A 19,716-nucleotide genomic window follows, 5' to 3' on the forward strand; every position below is an offset into this window, starting at 1 on the left:
AAACACCGGACAACGATGTCCGTCCCCGCTGTCCCGACCAGGGACGGCGGCTCCGTCGTGCCCGGACCCGGTCCCGCCCTGGAGACGGTGGCGCAGTCGCGGGCCGGTCAGGAGGCGGTGACGGGGTCGCCGGTCGGCTCCGGGGCTGTGGTCGAGGCGCGAGGTGGTCACGAGGTCGTGGTCGAGGCGCGAGGTGGTCACGAGGTCGTGGTCGAGGCGCGGGGGGGCGAAGAGGTCGCGCGGACGCGGGGGGATCTGGAGGCCGGAGGGCCGCGGGTCGTGGCGTTCGGTGGGGGACATGGGCTGTACGCGTCGTTGTCGGCGTTGCGGAGGGTCACCGGGACGGTGACGGCGGTTGTCACGGTCGCGGATGACGGGGGGTCGAGCGGGAGGTTGCGGCGGGAGCTCGGAGTGCTGCCTCCTGGGGATCTGCGGATGGCGCTGGCAGCGCTGTGCGGGGACGACGAGTGGGGGCGGACGTGGAGCGAGGTGGTCCAGCACCGGTTCAGGAGTGAGGGTGAGTTACACGGCCACGCGGTCGGGAACCTGTTGATCGTGGCGCTCTGGGAACTGCTCGACGACCCGGTGGCGGGGCTCGACTGGGTGGGGAGGCTGCTCGGAGCGCACGGCACGGTGCTGCCCATGGCCTCGGTGCCGATCGACATCGAGGCCGAGGTGGAGCTGGACGGTGTGGTCAGCATCGTGCGCGGCCAGGTGGCCTGCGCGAGCACACCGGGGAACGTGCGGTCGATCTCGCTGGTGCCGGCCGACCCGCCGGCGTGCGCGGAGGCCGTCGCGGCGGTCCGCGACGCCGACTGGGTGGTGCTCGGCCCCGGGTCGTGGTTCACCAGCGTGCTGCCGCACCTGATGGTGCCCGAGCTCGCCGGCGCGCTGCACAGCACCGCCGCGCGCAGGCTGGTCACACTGAACCTCGCGCCGCAGCCGGGGGAGACCGACGGCTTCTCCGCCGAGAAGCACCTGCAGGTGCTGCGCGAGCACGCGCCGGGCCTCACGATCGACGTGGTGCTCGCCGATCCCGGCGCGGTGGGGGACGGCGGCGAGCTGGAGGAGGCCGTGGAGACGCTCGGCGGCCGTCTCGTGCTGGCCGAGGTGGCGGCCTCCGACGGCTCCGCGAGGCACGATGCACGACGCCTTGCCTCGGTCCTGGACGAGATTTTCCGTGAGAAGCGTTGATCCTGGTCAGCGCGCACACAGGGTGCGAGAGACTTGCCGGGGGCCTGCGGAGCCACCTGACGGCGACGCTCCGGCCGCCTGCGACGGCGCGGCGGCGCCGCCGGTGACGACGGGACGTTTTGTCTGTATGGGGGAGGACACACGCACATGGCCATGACGGGTGTGGTGAAGGACGAGCTGAGCCGGCTCGCGGTGCTGAAGCCTTGCTGCCGCAAGGCCGAGGTGTCGACGCTGTTGCGGTTCGCCAGCGGCTTGCACCTCGTGGGGGGCCGCATCGTCATCGAGGCGGAGCTGGACACCAACGCCACGGCCCGCCGCCTGATCAAGGACATCGGCGAGGTGTTCGGCCACAAGGCCGAGGTGATGGTGCTGGCCCCCGCCGGTTTGCGCAAGGGGTCGCGGTACGTCGTCAGGGTGTACCGCGACGGCGAGGCGCTGGCCCGGCAGACCGGCTTGATCGACAACCACGGCCGTCCGGTGCGCGGCCTGCCCCGGCAGGTCGTCGCGGGGGCGACCTGTGACGCCGAGGCGGCGTGGCGCGGTGCGTTCCTCGCGCACGGTTCGCTGACCGAGCCGGGCCGCTCGATGTCCCTTGAGGTCACCTGTCCCGGCCCTGAGGCGGCGCTGGCGCTGGTCGGCGCGGCCCGGCGGCTGAAGATCCACGCCAAGGCGCGCGAGGTGCGCGGGGTGGACCGCGTGGTGGTCAGGGACGGTGACGCGATCAGCGCGCTGCTCACCCGGCTCGGCGCGCACGACAGCGTGCTCGCCTGGGAGGAGCGCCGCATGCGCCGCGAGGTGCGCGCCACCGCGCACCGGCTCGCCAACTTCGACGACGCCAACCTGCGCAGGTCCGCCCGTGCGGCGGTGGCGGCGGGGGCACGGGTGCAACGCGCGCTGGAGATCCTCGGCGAGGAGGCTCCCGAGCATCTCGTCATCGCGGGCCGCCTGCGGGTGGAGCACAAGCAGGCGTCCCTGGAGGAACTGGGTCAGATCGCCGACCCGCCGCTGACAAAAGACGCCATAGCGGGCCGGATCCGGCGTCTTCTCGCCATGGCGGACAAGCGCGCCTCGGACCTCGGCATCGCCGCCACCGACGCCAATCTGACCGCCGACATGCTCGCTCCCTGACCCTTCCACACAGGGATGGAGCCGCGTGGTCTACACCAATCGGTACCCGGTAGGCTTGCCTGTGGTTTCAAGCCCGCCACGGCGCCGGCACGAGCCGGCGCACGAAGTTCGAGGAGATCTGGTCCCGTGAGCATCCGCGTAGGCATCAACGGCTTCGGCCGCATCGGCCGCAACTTCTGGCGAGCCGTGGCCGCGAGCGGCAAGGACATCGAAGTCGTCGCGGTCAACGACCTGACCGACAACGCCACGCTGGCCCACCTGCTGAAGTACGACAGCATCCTCGGCCGCCTGCCCTACGAGGTCAAGAGCACGGCCGACGAGATCACGGTCGACGGCAAGGCGATCAAGGCGTTCGCCGAGCGCGACCCCGCCAAGCTCCCCTGGGGCGACCTCGGCGTCGACGTGGTCGTGGAGTCCACCGGCCTGTTCACCGACGCCGCCAAGGCCCGCGTGCACGCCGACAACGGCGCCAAGAAGGTCATCATCTCCGCCCCCGCCAAGGGCGAGGACATCACCATCGTGATGGGTGTCAACGACGACAAGTACGACGCGGCGTCGCACACCATCATCTCGAACGCGTCCTGCACCACCAACTGCCTGGCCCCCATGGCGAAGGTCATCAACGACACCTTCGGCATCGAGAAGGGCCTGATGACCACCATCCACGCCTACACCCAGGACCAGAACCTCCAGGACGGCCCGCACAAGGACCTGCGCCGCGCTCGCGCCGCCGCCCTCAACATCGTGCCGACCTCCACCGGCGCCGCCAAGGCGATCGGCCTGGTGCTGCCCGAGCTGAAGGGCAAGCTCGACGGCTTCGCGCTGCGCGTGCCGATCCCCACCGGCTCGGCCACCGACCTCACCGTGGAGCTCAAGCGCGAGGCCACCGTCGACGAGGTCAACGCCGCGCTCAAGGCCGCGGCCGAGGGCCCGCTGCGTGGCATCCTCACCTACACCGAGGACGAGATCGTGTCGGCCGACATCGTCACCGACCCGGCGTCCTGCATCTTCGACTCGGGCCTGACCCGGGTCATCGGCAACCAGCTCAAGGTCGTCGGCTGGTACGACAACGAGTGGGGCTACTCCAACCGCCTCGGCGACCTCGTCGAGCTGGTGGGCACCCAGCTCTGATGCGCACCATCGACTCACTCGACGTCAAGGGTCGGCGCGTCCTGGTGCGCGCCGACCTCAACGTCCCTCTCGACGGGGACGTCATCACCGACGACGGCCGCATCCGCGCGTCGATCCCGACCATCACCGAGCTGGCCGAGCGCGGCGCGCGGGTGATCGTCTGCGCTCACCTCGGCCGTCCCAAGGGCAAGGTCGCTCCGCAGTTCTCCCTGGCGCCGGTCGCCGCGCGCCTCGGCGAGCTGCTCGGCCGTCCGGTGCGCTTCGCCGACGACGTCGCCGGCGAGTCCGCGCGCTCGGTCGTCACCGCGCTCGGCGACGGAGAGGTCGCCCTGCTGGAGAACCTCCGCTTCGAGGCCGGCGAGGAGTCCAAGGACGACGCGGCGCGCGGCGCGTTCGCCGACAAGCTGGCGGGTCTCGCCGAGTTGTATGTCGGCGACGGCTTCGGCGCGGTGCACCGCAAGCACGCCAGCGTGTACGACGTGCCGCGCATCCTGCCGCACGCGGCCGGGGGCCTGGTCGTGGCCGAGGTCGAGGTCCTGAAGAAGCTCACCGAGGACACCGAGCGGCCGTACGCCGTGGTGCTCGGCGGCGCCAAGGTCTCCGACAAGCTCGGTGTGATCGCCAACCTGCTCACCAAGGTCGACCGGCTGATCATCGGTGGCGGCATGGCGTACACCTTCCTGGCGGCCCAGGGCCACGAGGTCGGCAACTCCCTGCTGCAGGCCGACCAGATCGACCAGGTGCGCGGCTTCATCGCCGAGGCCGACAAGCGCGGCGTGGAGCTCGTGCTGCCGGTCGACATCGTGGCCGCCACCCACTTCGCCGAGGACGCCTCCCACGAGGTCGTCGAGGCCACCGCGATCCCCGCGGACCGCGAGGGCCTGGACATCGGCCCGAAGACCCGCGAGCTGTTCACGGCCAAGCTGGCCGACGCCAAGACGATCTTCTGGAACGGCCCCATGGGGGTGTTCGAGTTCGACGCGTTCTCCGGCGGCACCCGTGCCGTGGCCGAGGCGCTCATCGCCTCCGAGGGCTTCACCGTCGTCGGCGGCGGCGACTCGGCGGCCGCCGTGCGCAAGCTCGGCCTCCCCGAGGACGGCTTCTCCCACATCTCGACCGGTGGCGGGGCCAGCCTCGAATACCTTGAGGGCAAGACCCTTCCCGGACTCGCGGCGCTGGAGGACTGACCGATCATGACGACCGTGAGGTCTCCCCGTCCGGAGGGTGCGCGATGAGCGGCCGCACCCCGTTGATGGCGGGCAACTGGAAGATGAACCTCAATCATCTCGAGGCCATCGCCCTGGTCCAGAAGCTGGCGTTCACGCTCACCGACAAGGACTTCGACCGCACCGAGGTGGCGGTGCTGCCGCCGTTCACCGATCTGCGCAGTGTGCAGACCCTGGTGGACGGCGACAAGCTCCGCATCGTGTACGGCGCGCAGGACGTGTCGGTGCACGACAGCGGCGCCTACACCGGCGAGATCGGCGGCTCGATGCTCGCCAAGCTCGGCTGTTCGTACGTGCTGGCCGGTCACTCCGAGCGGCGTGAGTACCACCGCGAGGACGACCAGGTCGTCAACGCCAAGGTGCAGGCCGCCTACCGGCACGGGGTAACGCCGATCCTGTGCGTCGGCGAGGGCCTGCCGATCCGCCAGGCCGGCGGCCAGGTGGCGTACACCCTCTCCCAGCTCGACGCGGGCCTGAACGGCGTGAAGACCGATCAGGCGAAGTCCGTCGTGGTGGCGTACGAGCCGGTGTGGGCGATCGGCACCGGTGAGGTCGCCACCCCCGACGACGCGCAGGAGGTCTGCGGGGCCATCCGCACGCGACTCGCCGAGCTGTACGACGCGGAAGTGGCCGCGGCCGTCCGTATCCTTTACGGTGGGTCGGTCAAGTCCGGCAACATCGCCGGCATCATGGCGCAGCCTGATGTCGACGGTGCTCTGGTCGGCGGCGCGAGCCTCGACCCGGTGGAATTCGTTAAGATCTGTCGATTTGGCGAATTGTCGGGCTAGCTATGGTGTTTGGGAGGTACGACGTGTCAAGACGACGTACTCTCAAAGAGAAGCCTTGAATCGTCATCAGACGGTGGTCGTGCAGGTCAGGTCGCGCCGCGGCGCGCGTTACACGGAAACAGGTCAACGGTGGTCATCGGAATCTCCATCGCCCTCATCCTGGCGAGCGGTCTCATGGTCCTGCTCGTGCTGCTCCACAAGGGCAAGGGTGGCGGCCTCTCGGATCTCTTCGGCGGTGGGTTCACGTCGTCGTTCGGCGGATCCTCTGTGGTGGAACGCAACCTCGACCGGCTCACCATCATCACCGGCGCGATCTGGTTCGTCTGCATCGTCGCGCTGGGCCTGTTGCTGAAGCCGTAGGGCTCCGCCGGGCAGGCTGAGAGAGTTCTTCCCCGCCGGGTGGCGGGCGATCTAGCGAGGAGTTCATCCGTGGGCAGTGGCAACGCGATCCGTGGAAGCCGTGTCGGCGCAGGTCCGATGGGGGAGGCCGAGCGTGGCGAGGCCGCGCCTCGCGTCCGGGTCTCGTTCTGGTGCGCCAACATGCACGAGACGCGCCCGAGCTTCGCGAGCGACGCGGCCGTCCCCGAGTACTGGGACTGCCCGCGGTGTGGCCTCCCCGCAGGTCAGGACGAGACGGCCCCGCCGGCCCCGCCGCGCAACGAGCCGTACAAGACCCACCTCGCCTACGTGAAGGAGCGGCGCAGCGACACCGACGGCGCCGCCATCCTCGCCGAGGCCCTGGAGCGGCTGCGCAACAACAGCCGCCCCACCTGGTAGGACATGCGCCGAAGGCTCCCCGGGTCCGCCCGGGGAGCCTTCGCGTTCCCGGCGGTCAGCCCTGGCGTGCGGAGGGAACGATCGCACCCGCCGCGATCCTGGCCTCCACCACGCCGGGGTCCTCGGTGTGGCACAGCGTGGCGCCGAAGGACAGCAGCAGACGGCGCATGCGGGTGTTGTCGGTGAGCATGGTGGCCTTGACCTCGGCGAACCCGAGGTCGCGTGCCTCGGTGAGCAGCATGCCGACCAGGGCCCTGCCGAGGCCGAGACCCTGCCAGCGGTCCTCGACGAGCACGGCCATCTCGGCGATCCCCGGGTCGGGGCTGAAGGTGAGGCTGGCGAGTGCCACCACCTGGCCGTCGTGCCCGGCGACCAGCGAGTGGCCCTGGTCGCGGTCGCAGAGCCGGTCGAACATGCGCGGCGGCAGCGCCGGCACGGCGGTGAAGTAGCGGAACCGCCGCGAGTCGGGGGAGCAGCGGTCGTGCAGGTCGCGCACCGCCTCGCGGTACAGCGGCGTGAGGGGACGCACCTGCACCTCGGCGCCGTCCGGCAGCACCAGGCCGCGCTCCGCCGTGACGGTCTGCGCGGGGGGCTGCGCGAGACGCACCATGGCTCCGGCGCGTGCCGCCTCGGTGAGGGTGAACGGCAGGCCGAGGCGGCGCAGCCGGATGGCGCGGCGCGGGGCGACCGGCACGATGAGCAGCGTCGGGTCCGGCAGGTCGGACATCTCGGTGGTGCCGTACACCCAGCGCGCGTCGTCGGCGCGCAGCAGGTCGGCCAGCACTTCGGGAAGCCGCCACGGCATGTCGCGCAGCCGCAGCGCGAGCAGCAGCGCGCGGGTGGGTTCGTCGGTCAGTTCGTGCGCGGCGGCGGGGACGACCTGGACGCGCCGGCCGCCGGCGGCCTCAAGGGCCTTGCGCACGGCCTCCGCCGAGGCCGGGATGTCGGCGACGAACTCGTCCACGGTGCCGTCGGTGTCGGGTTGCACGCTGAGCCCTAGGATGTTGCCGCCTTTGGCGGCCAGCGCGGCGGCCAGGGACGCCAGTCGGCCGGGCCGCTCATCCACCGTGGTACGGATCCGCAGGAAACCCATCCTCGCCCTCCTCCAGCACGTCATCCCGGGGACTTCAGCATGCGGTCGTTCTGTTACGTATCTGCTACGGAGCGATGAGCCGGAAGTTTCGTTCACGTTGGTCCGCTTAACAGGTAATCCATCACGTTTGTCATGAATCACTACACTCGCCGACGGGGACCAGCCCAGGAGATCCCCGGGAACAGCGCAGGAGTTACGCGATGACCGATCTGATGTTCCGGGGCGGCCCCGTGTTCACCGCCACCGCCACCGCGCCCCCTTTCCCCGGGGCCCCGGACGCCGTGCTCGTGCGTGACGGCCGGATCGCCGCCGTCGGCGCCGAGGCCGACGTGGCGCGGCTGGCCCGTCCCGGCCACGACACCGTGGACCTCGCCGGCCGCCTGCTCACCCCCGGCTTCACCGACGCGCACGTCCACCCCGTGCAAGCGGGCCTGGAACGCGCGAAGTGCGAGCTGAGCGAGGTGTTCGGCCTGCCCTCCTACCTGGAGCGGATCGCCGCGTACGCCGCGGCCCACCCCGGCCGGCCGTGGATCGACGGCGGCGGCTGGGACATGGCGGCCTTCCCCGGCGGGCTGCCGCACCGCGAGCAGCTCGACTTCCTCGACCGGCCCGCCTACCTCATCCAGCGCGACCACCACGCCGCCTGGGTGAACAGCCGGGCACTGGAGCTCGCCGGCGTCACCGCGGCCACTCCCGACCCGCCGGACGGCCGCATCGAACGCGACCCGGACGGCACACCGAGCGGCGTGCTGCACGAAGGCGCCATGGACCTGGTGGGCCTGCTCACCCCGCGGCCCGCCCCCGCCGACATCGAGGCGGCGCTGCTCGACGCGCAGGACCACCTGTTCTCGCTGGGGGTCACCGGCTGGCAGGACGCCATCGTGGGCTCGTACGCCGGGTCGCAGGACAATCTCCCCGCCTACCTGTCGGCGGCCGCCTCAGGACGGCTCAGGGCCCGCGTGGTGGGGGCCCTGTGGTGGGACCGCACCCGCGGCGCCGAGCAGATCGAGGAGCTGACCGAGCGCCGGGCCATGGCCGGCGGCCTGTTCTCGGCCGGCAGCGTCAAGATCATGCAGGACGGCATCGCGGAGAACTTCACCGCGGCCGTCATCGAGCCGTACTGCGGCTGCGGGCCGGACCAGCGCGGCCTGTCGTACGTGGACCCGGTCCTGCTCCGCGGGTACGTCGCCGAACTGGACCGGCTGGGGTTCCAGGTGCACTTCCACGCCATCGGCGAGCGGGCCGTACGGGAGGCGCTCGACGCGCTGGAGGGCACATCGCCGGCCGGCCGCCACCACATCGCGCACGTGCAGATCATCGAGCCGTCCGACGTGCCGCGCTTCGCGCGCCAAGGCGTGACCGCCAACCTGCAACCGCTGTGGGCCACCCACCACCTGCAGATGGACGAGCTGTGCATCCCCTTCCTCGGCGAGGAACGCTCGTCCTGGCAGTACCCGTTCGCCGACCTGGCGCGCACCGGAGCGCGGCTGTGCGCCGGCAGCGACTGGCCGGTGTCGTCGGCCGACCCGCTGCAAGGCATGCACGTCGCCGTCAACCGCACAGAACCCGGCGGGTCGGTGCACGCCGGCTACCCCACCGCCGGCACGCCGTTCCTGCCGGGCCAGCGCCTCGACCTCGCGACGATCATGACGGCGTACACCGCGGGCTCGGCGTGGACCAACCACGACGACGAGGCCGGGGCCGTCGCGGAAGGCAGGCGCGCCGACCTGGTGGTGCTGGACCGCGACCCGTTCACGCTGCCACCCGGCGAGATCTGGACCACCCGGGTGGCGATGACCTTCGCCGCCGGCGAGGCGGTGTACGAGAGGCGCTGACCCGCTGCGGCGGGTCAGGCGGTGCCGGGTTCGCGCGCCGAGGGGCCCGCCGGGTCGTGCCGGGCCGGACCGGCGGGGTGCTCGGGGGCCGGCGGCACGCCGTAGGCGTCGAGGCGGCGCTCGATGCGGTCGAGACTCTCCATGATGCGCTCCAGGCGGGCCCCGACAGACGGCGGCATGAGGATCGTCGTGTCCTCCAGCGGGCCGAGGCGGCGCACCCGCCGGGTCGCCGACTCGTCCACGAGGGCCTCACGCGTCTGCTTGGGATCGATCTCGTGCCGCTCCAGGATGCGCATGGCGGTGCCGCCGGCCTCGCGCATCACCCCGAGCAGGATGTGCTCGGTGCCGATGTAGTTGTGGTGCAGGTTCATGGCCTCCCGCAGGGCCAGCTCCAGCACCTTCTTGGCGCGGTCGCCGAACGGGATGTGCGGCTCCGGCGCCGCGTCACCCGGCGGGCCGCCGAGCTCGCGCACGTCCGACCGCACCTGCTCCAGGGTGAGCCCGGCCTCCCTCAGCACCGTGCCGGCCAGCCCGTTCGGCTCACAGACGAGCCCCAGCAGGATGTGCTCGGTGCCGATGACACCGTGGTGCAGGTGTCTCGCCTCTTCCTGTGCGACGACGACCACGCGCCGGGCCGGGTCGGTGAAACGCTCGAACACGGGGGCCTCCGGAGCGATCCGCGCCGGCCGGGTGCGGCACCCGTTCCGGCTGTGTGTCTCCACTATGCGTCACAGGACCCCGGTGCGGGCCCGGGGATCGGCGGCGGCATGTCCCATCGTTTCCCCGGCTATCCCCAGCCTCTGTTCACCCTCACGTCACCCGCTCTTCCTACCCTGGGGGGCCATGGCATGGAAGAACAAGGTCAACGCGGCCCTTGAGGGGATCACGGGGTACAACATCACACGGGTCAAGGCGGTGCCCGAGCCGCCGGCGCCGCAACCGCCGCCCCGGCCCGAGGCCCCCCGTCCTCCGGCGGACCCGCGGGCCGACCGGCTGCTGCGCGCGCCGGTGTTCGTCCTGTCACCGGTCCGGTCCGGGTCGACCCTGTTCCGCGTCATCCTCAACAGTCACTCACGGATCCACGCGCCGCACGAGATGCATGTGCGGCGGCTCGCCGTCACCCTGACGACCGACCCGGTACGGCAGGCCATGGAGGCGCTCGGCCACTCCACCACCGACATCGAGCACATCCTGTGGGACCGCATGCTGCACCGTGAACTGGTGCGCAGCGGCAAGGACATCCTGGTGGACAAGACGCCGAGCAACGTCTTCGCGCACCGGCGCATCGTCACGTGCTGGCCCGACGCGCGGTTCGTCTACCTGATGCGCCACCCGGCGTCCATCGCCGAGTCCTGGCACGAGGCCGACCCGGTGGCCCGTCCTATGCCGGAGGCGATCCGCCACACCTACCAGTACATGCGTGACCTGCAGGAGGCCAGAGGGCTGTACGACGGCATCGACGTCCGGTACGAGGCCCTGGTGGACGACCCCGAGGGGGAACTGCGGCGCGTGTGCGCCTACCTCGGGGTCGAGTTCGAGCCCGCCATGATCAGGTACGGCGACCACGACCACGGCGCGTTCGTGAAGGGCATCGGCGACTGGCGCGACAAGATCCGCACCGGCCAGATCCAGCGCGGCAGGCCGCTGCCCGGCGCGGACGAGATCCCCGAAGGGCTGCTGGAGATCACCAAGGCCTGGGGTTACCTCTGACGCGCCGGGTCCGCCGCGTGCGGCTCAGGGCGACGAGGGTCGTCCAAGGCCCGGAGGGAGCTTGGACGCGGCGGCGCGGTCCAGCAGGAACAGCGTGCGGGACCGGCCGCGTGCCGCCGCGGCGGGGACCTGGTACGGGCCGGAGTTCTGCAGCGCCATGCGGACGGCGCCGGCCTTCTCCTCGCCGGCGGCGATGACCCACACCTGCCGGGCCGCCCTGATGGCGGGAAGGGTCAGCGAGATCCGGGTCGGCGGCGGCTTCGGCGAGCCGTGGACGGCGACCACGGAGCGGTCGTCGTGCAGGGCCGGCATCTCGGGGAACAGCGACGCCACATGGCCGTCCGGCCCGATGCCGAGCAGCAGGATGTCGAACGACGGGACGGGCCCGTGGTCCTCCGGCCGGGCCGCCTTGCGCAACTCCTCGGCGTAACGGTCGGCGGACTCCTCGGCGGTGAGGCCCGAGTCCGGCCCCGCCATGACGTGCACCCGCTCGGGGTCCACGTCCACGTGGTCGAGCAGGGCCCGGCGCGCACCTGTCTCGTTGCGCTCGGCGTGGCCGTCCGGCAGGAACCGCTCGTCCCCCCACCAGACGTCCAGACGTGGCCACTCCACCGCCACGTGCGCCGCCGTGGCGGCCACCTCGGCGAGTGTCGCGACACCGAGGCCGCCACCGGTCAGCACCAGATGGGCCGACCCCTTGGCGGCCTGCGCGTCCACCAGCCCGACGATCAGCCGCGCCGCCACGGCCTTGGCCAGCACTCCGGCGTCCCTGTGCACCAGGACCGAGGGGACGCTCACGTCGCGGACTCCCGTCGCGGACGGCGGTAGGTGGTCACGATGTCGCATCCCATCGGTCGAGGAACACCACGGTCAGACACCGTGGCAGGTGGTGACGTGCTTGATGGCGCTTTCGTAGATCTGGTCGGGGTCGAGGCGGCGGAGCTCCTCGGCGAGCAGGTCGGAGGTGGGGCGGCGGGCCAGGGCTACGTGGCGGTCGGGCTGGCCCGGACGCGACAGGGTGGCGGTACGGGAGTCGTGCCGTTCGATGCGGACCTCGCCGCCTTCGGCGGTGCGCAGCCGAACCGCGGTCAGGCCGGGGCCCTTGGACTCGCCGACCCCGATGGGGGCGTCGAGCCGCTCCGACAGCCAGGCGGCCAGCAGCGCCGCGCTCGGATGGTCGGGCTCGGCCTCCACCACCCCCTCGGTGACGCGGCCGACCGGCAGGTCGAACGCCGCCGCGAGCAGGCTGCGCCACGGCGTGAGGCGCGTCCACGAGAGGTCGGTGTCGCCGGGGGTGTAACCGTCGATCCGGGTCTTCACCGCCGCCACCGAGTCGCGTGAGGACCGCGCGTCGGTGATGCGGCGCTGGCCGTACGCACCCACCGGGTCCTTGGCGGGGTTCTGCGGCGCCTCACCGGGCCACCACACCACCACGGGGATGTCCGGCAGCAGCAGCGGCGACAGCACCGAGTCGGCGTGGTCGCGCAACTCGCCGTACATGCGCAGCAGCACGACCTCGCCTGTGGTGAGCTCACCCACCCGGATCTCGGCGTCCAGGCGGGTCGGCTCCTCGCGCTCACGAGGGATCACCGCGAGGATGCGCGACGGGTGCTCGCGCGACGCCTCGGACGCGGCCCGCACCGCGTCGTACTGCTTGCTCTCGTCGCACACCACGACCAGCGTCAGCACCATGCCGACCGCCGGCGCGCCGACCTGGTGGCGCAGCCGGGTGAGCTGGGAGGAGATGTCGGAGGCCGTGGTGGACCCCATGAGGAAACTGGTCATTTGGCCTCCCGTGCGCGGCGCGGCGCCGTCGCCGTCTGGTGCGTGCCGGTCACAGCCGCCTCCAGGTGCGGCCGTCCCTGGCCATCATCTCGTCGGCCGAGACGGGCCCGCCGGTGCCGGCCGGATACCCCTCGGGCTGCTCGGGCAGACTCGCCCAGTACTCCTCGATCGGGTCCATGATCCGCCACGACAGCTCCACCTCGCGCTGGTGGGGGAACAGCGGCGGGTCGCCGATCAGCACGTCGAGCAGCAGCCGCTCGTACGCCTCGGGGGAGGACTCCAAAAACGCCTCACCGTAGGCGAAGTCCATGTTGACGTCGCGGACCTCCATCGCGGTCCCCGGCACCTTGGAGCCGAACCGCACCGTGATGCCCTCGTCGGGCTGGATGCGGATCACCAAGGCGTTCTGGCCGAGGATCTCGGTGTCGGTCTTGGTGAACGGCAGGTGCGGCGCGCGCTGGAACACCACCGCCACCTCGGTCATGCGGCGGCCGAGGCGCTTGCCGGTGCGCAGGTAGAACGGCACACCGGCCCAGCGCCGGTTGGCGATCTCCAGCTTGACGGCGGCGTACGTCTCGGTGATGGAGCCCGGCGGGATGCCGTCCTCCTCCAGGAAACCCCGGACCGGTTCCCCACCCTGCCACCCGGCCGAGTACTGGCCGCGTGCGGTGCCGAGCCCGAGGTCCTCGGGCAGGGTGACCGCCTCCAGCACCTTTTCCTTCTCGCGGCGCAGCGCCGCGGCGCCGAAGGCCGTCGGGTCCTCCATGGCCACCAAGGCCAGCAGCTGCAGCAGGTGGTTCTGGATGACGTCCCTGGCGGCGCCGATGCCGTCGTAGTAGCCGGCCCGGCCGCCGACGCCGATGTCCTCGGCCATGGTGATCTGCACGTGGTCGACGTAGCCGCGGTTCCAGATCGGCTCGAACAGCGTGTTGGCGAACCGCAGCGCCAGGATGTTCTGGACCGTCTCCTTGCCGAGGTAGTGGTCGATGCGGAACACCGAGTCGGGCTTGAAGGCCGAGTCGACGATGCGGTTCAGCTCGCGCGCGGTCTGCAGGTTGTGGCCGAACGGCTTCTCGATGACGACGCGGCGCCACGAGCCCGCGGGAGGCTTGGTGAGCCCGGTGCGCTTGAGCTGCTCGATGATCGTGGGGAAGGCCTTCGGCGGGGTGGACAGGTAGAACGCGTAGTTGCCACCGGTGCCACGGGTCTCGTCGATCTCGGCCAGGGCCATGGTCAGCGCGTCGAACGCGCCGGCGTCGTCGAACGAGCCCGGCACGAAGTGGAGGCCCTCGCAGATCTGCTTCCAGACCTCCTCACGGAACGGCGTGCGCGCGTGCTCCTTGACGGCGTCGTGGGTGATCTGCGCGAAGTCCTGGTGGGCCCAGTCGCGGCGCGCGAAACCCACCAGGGAGAAACCGGGGGGCAGCAGGCCGCGGTTGCCGAGGTCGTAGATGGCGGGCAGCAGCTTGCGGCGGGCCAGGTCGCCGGTGACCCCGAAGAGCACCAGCACGCACGGGCCCGCGACACGCGGCAGCCGCCGGTCCCCGGGGTCGCGCAGCGGGTTGGCCGCCACGATCTCCTGCGTGGTGGCGGTGGTGGCGGCCGCCTGCGCGGCGCTCACCGACTCACCGGACGCCGCGGACCGGGCCTCCGGCGGCGCCGTGGCGATCTCGCCTTCCCTGGCCGCGGCGATCTCGCCGTCCGGCCCGACGGAGGGGAGCGCCGGGTCCCCGGGCTCCGGGCCCGGGGACGGCGTCTCACTGTCGATCATCAAACCTCCCGTGCGGCGGCGAGAAGGTGCCTGACACCCGCCTCGCGATCGGTCAGGTGCAGGCGGACGGCCGGACGGCCGCGCTCGCGCAAGGCGTCGAGGTCGCCGAGGGCCTGGGCCAGCTGGAGCCTGCCCAGGGTGTAGGGCTTGCCAGGCACCTCCAGGTCGCCGGACACCACGCCGGTGATCTGCAGGAAGACGCCGTTCTGCGGGCCCCCCTTGTGGTACTGGCCGGTGGAGTGGAGGTAACGGGGACCCCAGCCGAACGTGACCGGCCGGTCGGTGCGGATGGCGAGCAGGCCCTGCAACGAGGCCGGGTCGTGCGCGGCCCAGATGTCGGTGATCGCCTCGAACGACGCCTCCTGCGGGACCGGCACGTCGAACGCCGCCTCACGGTCGAGGTAGGCGAGGATGGCGAGGTAGCCGCGCTCGGGGATGTCCTTCAGCAGCTCGGTGAACACGCCGGACAGGTCCTTGACGTGCGCGGGAACGTCGCCGTAGACCTCCACGGGGCCGTCCACCAGGGCCGGCGCGCCGGTCGGCAGGGGGCCGTCGCCGGCGTCCTCGAGGATGCGGGTCGTGTTCGCCTTGGACTCGGCGACGTTCGGCTGGTCGAAGGGGTTGATGCCGAGCACCCGGCCGGCGATCGCGGTCGCGACCTCCCAGATCAGGAACTGCGCGCCGAGCGGGCCCTGCACCTCCACGCCGCTCTCGGTGTCGATGCCGGCCGTCAGCTCGTCATCGGCCTCGTTGGGCTCGGACCCGGCGACCGGCAGGATGCCGCGGCCCTGCTTGCCGGTGGACTCGGCGATGAGCTGCTCGATCCAGTCCGGCAGGCCGTTGATGCCGGACAGGCTGTCGTCGAGCAGCAGCTTGTCGCGTCCCGATGCCGCCGCGGCGCCGATGGCGGCGCCGAGCAGCAGCCCGGGGTCGTCGTCGGCGCCGAGCCGCTGCCGGGCCTCGGCGGCCTGGTCGAGCAGCGCCGCGACGTCGGCCCCGGCCAGCGCGCTCGGCACCAGGCCGAAGGCGGTCAGCGCGCTGTAGCGGCCCCCGACGTTCGGGTCGGCGAGGACCACGGTGTACCCGGCCTCGCGCGCGGACTGCTCCAGCGGAGACCCCGGGTCGGTGACCACGACGATGCGGCTCGCCGGGTCGATGCCGGCGTCACGGAACGCCTGCTCGTAGATGCGCCGATGGCTGTCGGTCTCGACCGTGGAGCCGCTCTTGCTGGACACCACCACGATGGTGCGGTCCAGCCGGTCCGCCAGAGCCCGCCGCACCTGCCCCGGGTCGGTCGTGTCGAGCACGGTCAGCGGCACGTCGGCCGAGGCGCAGATGACCTCAGGCGCCAGCGAGGACCCCCCCATGCCGGCCAGCACGACGTGCTCCAGGCCCGCGGCGCGAGCCCGCTCGACCAGCTCGCCGATCTGCGGCAGCAGCTCGCGCGAGGTGGTGGGAAGGTCCAGCCAGCCCAGCCGGATCGCGGCCTCGCTCTGCGCCTCGGCACCCCACAACGTCGCGTCCCCGTCGGCGAGCGCCCGCGGGACGCCTTCCTCCACGAGTCTCCGCGCGGCCTCGGCGGCCGCGTCGGCCACCGAATCGTCACCGAACGTTACCGACATGTTCATCCTTACGTAGTCATCGTCACGCGTGTCCCCGAGCCCCGGAACAGGCCCTGCCCGCCGCCACCGGCCTTACCCGGATGAACGGGGGCCGGTGGCACGCGGGCGGACCGGTGGCGCGCTCGCGGGCGAGGTGAGCGCGCCGGATCGTCAGACGGCCTTGCGCAGCTCCGACTCGACCGTGGCGAGCAGTTCGTTCCAGGAGGCGATGAACTTGTCCACGCCTTCGTCCTCCAGGACCTTCACCACGTCGTCGTAGTCGATGCCGGCCTGCTTGAGGGCCGCCATGGTGTTCCACGCGTCCTCGTAGAAGGGCCGCACGGTGTCGCCGTCGATCTTGCCATGGTCGGCCACCGCGTCGAGGGTCTTCTCCGGCATGGTGTTGACCGTGCCGGAGGTGACGAGCTGGTCGACGTACAGCGTGTCGGGGTAGTCGGGGTTCTTCGTGCCGGTGGAGGCCCACAGGGGACGCTGCGGCCGGGCCCCGGCCGCCTTGAGCGCCTGCCAGCGCTCACCGGAGATGACCTCCTCGTACGCCGCGTAGGCGAGACGCGCGTTGGCGACGGCGGCCTTGCCGCGGAGCGCGAGGGCCTCGGGGCCGCCGATCTTCTCCAGGCGCTTGTCGATCTCGGTGTCGAAGCGGCTCACGAAGAACGACGCCACCGACTCGATCGTGGATATGTCCAGGCCGGCGGCCTGGGCCTTCTCCAGCCCTTCCAGCCAGGCCTCCAGCACCGCGCGGTACCGCTCGAGGGAGAAGATCAGCGTGACGTTGACGCTGATGCCCTCGGCCAGCACCTGGGTGATGGCGGGAAGCCCCTCGACCGTCGCGGGGATCTTGATGTAGAGGTTGGGCCGGTCGACCAGCCACCACAGCGCACGCGCCTCGGCGATGGTCTTCTCGGTGTCCAGCGCCATGCGCGGGTCCACCTCGATGGACACCCGGCCGTCCACGCCGCCGCTGGCGTCGAACGCCGGACGCAGTACGTCGGCGGCCCAGCGGATGTCGTACGTCGTGATCGCGCGGGCCGCCTCGGCGACGTCCACCCCGCGGGTCGCGAGGTCGCGCGTCTGACCGTCGTAGGCCTCGCCCTTGCTCAGCGCCGACGCGAAGATCGTGGGGTTGGACGTGACGCCGACCACCTGCTTGTCGCGGATCAGCGCCTCGAGGTTGCCCGAACGCAGCCGCTCACGGCTGATGTCGTCCAGCCAGATCGACACACCCTGGTCGCTCAGGCGCTTCAGGTTCTCACTCATGACCGTTTCCTCAGTCCCTCAGTTGCCGGTCGTCTGACCCTTGTCGGCCCCGGTCTTGGCAAGGCTGCCCTTGGCCGCGGCCGCCACACGCTCGGCGGTGAGGCCGAACTGCTCGTACAGCGTCTTGTACGGCGCCGAGGCACCGAAGTGTTCAAGACTCACGACCGCGCCTTCCTCACCTACGAACCGCCACCAGCCGAGGGCGATTCCCGCCTCGACCGCGACACGCGCGCGGACCGACGGAGGCAGCACGGACTGCTTGTAGGAGTCGTCCTGGGCCTCGAACCACTCCACGCACGGCATGGACACCACGCGGGTGGGGATGCCCTCGGCCTCCAGCAGGTCGCGCGCGCCGACGGCCAGCTCGACCTCGCTGCCGGTGCCGATGAGGACGACGGCCGGCTGTCCGTTGGAGGCGTCCGCAAGGACGTAGCCACCCTTGGCGACCTTCTCGGCGTCGGCGGTGCCCTCGTAGACCGGGAGGTTCTGCCGGGTCAGGGCGAGCGCCGCGGGACGGTCGGTGTGCTCCAGGATGGCGCGCCACGCCGCGGCGGTCTCGTTGGCGTCGGCGGGCCGCACCACGTCGAGGCCGGGGATGGCGCGCAGGGCCCACAGGTGCTCCACCGGCTGGTGGGTGGGGCCGTCCTCGCCGAGGCCGATCGAGTCGTGCGTCCAGACGTAGGTGACCGGCAGGCCCATGAGGGCCGCCAGGCGCACCGCGGGACGCATGTAGTCGCTGAAGACCAGGAACGTGCCGCCGTACGGACGGGTGCCGCCGTGCAGGGCGATGCCGTTGAGTATGGACCCCATGCCGTGCTCGCGGATGCCGAAGTGCAGCGTGCGGCCGTACCGGTTACCCGGGAACGCCTTGGTCTGGTGCTCCTCGGGGATGAAGGACGGCTCGCCCTCCATGGTGGTGTTGTTGGACTCGGCGAGGTCGGCCGAGCCGCCCCACAGCTCCGGGAGCACCGGGGCGAGCGCGGTCAGCACCGTGCCCGACGCCTTGCGGGTGGCGACGGACTTGCCGGGCTCGAACGACGGCAGCGACTCCTCCCACCCGGCGGGCAGCTTGCGCGCGCTGACGCGGTCGAACAGCGCCGCGCGCTCGGGGTCGCCGGACCGCCAGCTCTCGTAGCCCTGCTCCCACTCGGCCCGCGCGGCGCGGCCGCGCTCCACGACGTGGCGCGCGTGCTCCAGCACCTCGTCCGGCACGTCGAAGCTCTTGGCGGGGTCCATGCCGAGGACCTGCTTGGTGGCGGCCACCTCGTCGGCGCCGAGCGCCGAGCCGTGGATCTTGCCGGTGTTCTGCTTGTTGGGTGCGGGCCAGCCGATGATGGTGCGCAGGCGGATCAGGGACGGCCGGTCGGTCTCGGCGGTGGCGGCGCGCATGGCGGCGTACAGCGCCTCGACGTTCTCGGAGTACTCGCCGGTCTCGGTCCAGTCGACGTCCTGCACGTGCCAGCCGTACGCCTCGTACCGCTTGGCGACGTCCTCCGACAGCGCGATGGCGGTGTCGTCCTCGATGGAGATGTGGTTGCCGTCGTAGATGACGTTGAGGTAGCCGAGCTTCTGGTGACCGGCGAGCGCGCTGACCTCGTGGCTGATGCCCTCCTCGATGTCACCGTCGGAGGCGATGGCCCAGACGCGGTGGTCGAACGGGCTGGTGCCGGGCTCGCTGTCGGGGTCGTACAGGCCCCGCTCGCGGCGCTGCGCCATGGCCATGCCGACCGCGTTGCCGAGCCCCTGGCCGAGGGGGCCGGTGGTGGTCTCGACGCCGAGGGTGTGGCCGTGCTCGGGGTGACCCGGTGTGAGGCTCTGCCACTGGCGCAGGCCCTTGAGGTCGTCCAGGCTCAGGCCGTACCCCGACAGGAAGAGCTGGATGTACAAGGTGAGGCTGGAGTGACCGGCCGAAAGGACGAAGCGGTCGCGGCCCACCCAGGAGGGGTCGGACGGATCGTGGCGGAGCACGCGCTGGAAGAGAAGGTAGGCCGCGGGGGCCAGGCTCATCGCGGTGCCGGGGTGACCCGAGCCCGCCTTCTCGACGGCGTCCATCGCCAGGGCACGTACGACGTCGACCGCCCGGCGATCGAGGTCGCTCCACTCAAGGTCTCGCACGAGTTCGCTGCTCAACTGCTCGATCTCCTCATTACTCGGTGGCGGCCGGGCACACCTGGCGTCCGGTCCGGGTCACCTCCCACACCGGACCTTAACGGGTCGCTCCCCTCACCGTAGATGCCTGGTGCGTCCTGTGGATGACCGGGAAATGTGCTGCTTGTGTCCAGGAGACCTGCCCGCCTCGACACGTGAGCAACGCGGCCGACGCTCCCGGCTTCGCGCGGGCCGCTCACAGGCGCGCGGCGAACCCGTGACGGCCTCCCCGCGCGCGGCTTTCGCCCCCG

17 protein-coding genes are annotated in these 19,716 nt (G+C 71.6%); 9 read left to right on the top strand and 8 right to left on the bottom strand.

The window, feature by feature from the left end:
- Nucleotides 1-255: 255 nt before the first annotated feature.
- From BJ992_RS14550 to BJ992_RS14580, 7 genes are all read left to right on the top strand, one after another.
- Nucleotides 256-1,194, top strand: coding sequence for a gluconeogenesis factor YvcK family protein (locus BJ992_RS14550; RefSeq protein ID WP_221475451.1), 939 nt, complete (start codon nucleotides 256-258; stop codon nucleotides 1,192-1,194).
- A 147-nt stretch (nucleotides 1,195-1,341) separates the two neighbouring features.
- Nucleotides 1,342-2,322, top strand: coding sequence for a DNA-binding protein WhiA (gene whiA, locus BJ992_RS14555; protein ID WP_184981269.1), 981 nt, complete (start codon nucleotides 1,342-1,344; stop codon nucleotides 2,320-2,322).
- A gap of 126 nt (nucleotides 2,323-2,448) precedes the next feature.
- Nucleotides 2,449-3,453 (top strand): type I glyceraldehyde-3-phosphate dehydrogenase, encoded by a 1,005-nt coding sequence (gene gap, locus BJ992_RS14560; RefSeq protein WP_184981276.1) that lies wholly within the window; start codon nucleotides 2,449-2,451, stop codon nucleotides 3,451-3,453.
- Nucleotides 3,453-4,640, top strand: coding sequence for a phosphoglycerate kinase (locus BJ992_RS14565; protein ID WP_184981278.1), 1,188 nt, complete (start codon nucleotides 3,453-3,455; stop codon nucleotides 4,638-4,640). Before gap ends, BJ992_RS14565 begins: the two co-directional genes overlap by 1 nt.
- Before the next feature lie 44 nt (nucleotides 4,641-4,684).
- On the top strand, nucleotides 4,685-5,467 hold the full coding sequence (gene tpiA / locus BJ992_RS14570) for a triose-phosphate isomerase (protein ID WP_184981280.1): 783 nt from the start codon (nucleotides 4,685-4,687) through the stop codon (nucleotides 5,465-5,467).
- Nucleotides 5,468-5,596: 129 nt separating this feature from the next.
- Entirely contained in the window at nucleotides 5,597-5,827 is a 231-nt protein-coding gene (secG, locus tag BJ992_RS14575) for a preprotein translocase subunit SecG (RefSeq protein WP_184981282.1), read from the top strand.
- Between the two features lie 69 nt (nucleotides 5,828-5,896).
- Entirely contained in the window at nucleotides 5,897-6,244 is a 348-nt protein-coding gene (locus BJ992_RS14580) for an RNA polymerase-binding protein RbpA (RefSeq protein ID WP_184981285.1), read from the top strand.
- Between the two features lie 55 nt (nucleotides 6,245-6,299).
- Here BJ992_RS14580 and BJ992_RS14585 read toward each other — a convergent pair whose 3' ends face one another.
- Nucleotides 6,300-7,337 carry a GNAT family N-acetyltransferase gene (locus tag BJ992_RS14585; RefSeq protein ID WP_184981287.1) on the bottom strand — a complete coding sequence of 346 codons (1,038 nt, stop codon included), beginning with the start codon at nucleotides 7,335-7,337 and terminating at the stop codon, nucleotides 6,300-6,302.
- A gap of 200 nt (nucleotides 7,338-7,537) precedes the next feature.
- Here BJ992_RS14585 and BJ992_RS14590 point away from each other — a divergent pair, with 200 nt between their 5' ends.
- Nucleotides 7,538-9,172 (top strand): amidohydrolase, encoded by a 1,635-nt coding sequence (locus BJ992_RS14590; protein ID WP_184981289.1) that lies wholly within the window; start codon nucleotides 7,538-7,540, stop codon nucleotides 9,170-9,172.
- A gap of 14 nt (nucleotides 9,173-9,186) precedes the next feature.
- Here BJ992_RS14590 and BJ992_RS33785 read toward each other — a convergent pair whose 3' ends face one another.
- Nucleotides 9,187-9,831 (bottom strand): Clp protease N-terminal domain-containing protein, encoded by a 645-nt coding sequence (locus BJ992_RS33785; protein WP_184981291.1) that lies wholly within the window; start codon nucleotides 9,829-9,831, stop codon nucleotides 9,187-9,189.
- 184 nt (nucleotides 9,832-10,015) lie between these two features.
- Here BJ992_RS33785 and BJ992_RS14600 point away from each other — a divergent pair, with 184 nt between their 5' ends.
- Nucleotides 10,016-10,882 (top strand): sulfotransferase family protein, encoded by an 867-nt coding sequence (locus BJ992_RS14600; RefSeq protein WP_184981293.1) that lies wholly within the window; start codon nucleotides 10,016-10,018, stop codon nucleotides 10,880-10,882.
- 24 nt (nucleotides 10,883-10,906) lie between these two features.
- Here the strand turns inward: BJ992_RS14600 and pgl are convergent, their stop codons facing one another.
- From pgl to tkt, 6 genes are all read right to left on the bottom strand, one after another.
- Complete coding sequence (gene pgl / locus BJ992_RS14605) at nucleotides 10,907-11,680, bottom strand: 6-phosphogluconolactonase (protein ID WP_184981295.1); 774 nt, start codon at nucleotides 11,678-11,680, stop codon at nucleotides 10,907-10,909.
- Between the two features lie 72 nt (nucleotides 11,681-11,752).
- Nucleotides 11,753-12,667 (bottom strand): glucose-6-phosphate dehydrogenase assembly protein OpcA, encoded by a 915-nt coding sequence (locus tag BJ992_RS14610; protein WP_184981297.1) that lies wholly within the window; start codon nucleotides 12,665-12,667, stop codon nucleotides 11,753-11,755.
- A gap of 49 nt (nucleotides 12,668-12,716) precedes the next feature.
- Nucleotides 12,717-14,438 (bottom strand): glucose-6-phosphate dehydrogenase, encoded by a 1,722-nt coding sequence (gene zwf / locus BJ992_RS14615; RefSeq protein WP_246496642.1) that lies wholly within the window; start codon nucleotides 14,436-14,438, stop codon nucleotides 12,717-12,719.
- Nucleotides 14,438-16,066, bottom strand: a complete 1,629-nt coding sequence (locus BJ992_RS14620; RefSeq protein ID WP_184981299.1) for a glucose-6-phosphate isomerase — start codon at nucleotides 16,064-16,066, stop codon at nucleotides 14,438-14,440. Before BJ992_RS14620 ends, zwf begins: the two co-directional genes overlap by 1 nt.
- 144 nt (nucleotides 16,067-16,210) lie before the next feature.
- A complete protein-coding gene (tal, locus tag BJ992_RS14625) occupies nucleotides 16,211-17,317 on the bottom strand; it encodes a transaldolase (protein ID WP_184981301.1) in 1,107 nt (368 codons plus the stop codon).
- 18 nt (nucleotides 17,318-17,335) lie between these two features.
- A complete protein-coding gene (gene tkt, locus BJ992_RS14630; protein WP_184981303.1) occupies nucleotides 17,336-19,447 on the bottom strand; it encodes a transketolase in 2,112 nt (703 codons plus the stop codon).
- Nucleotides 19,448-19,716 lie beyond the last annotated feature (269 nt).

This window comes from Sphaerisporangium rubeum, assembly GCF_014207705.1.
GTDB lineage: Bacteria > Actinomycetota > Actinomycetes > Streptosporangiales > Streptosporangiaceae > Sphaerisporangium > Sphaerisporangium rubeum.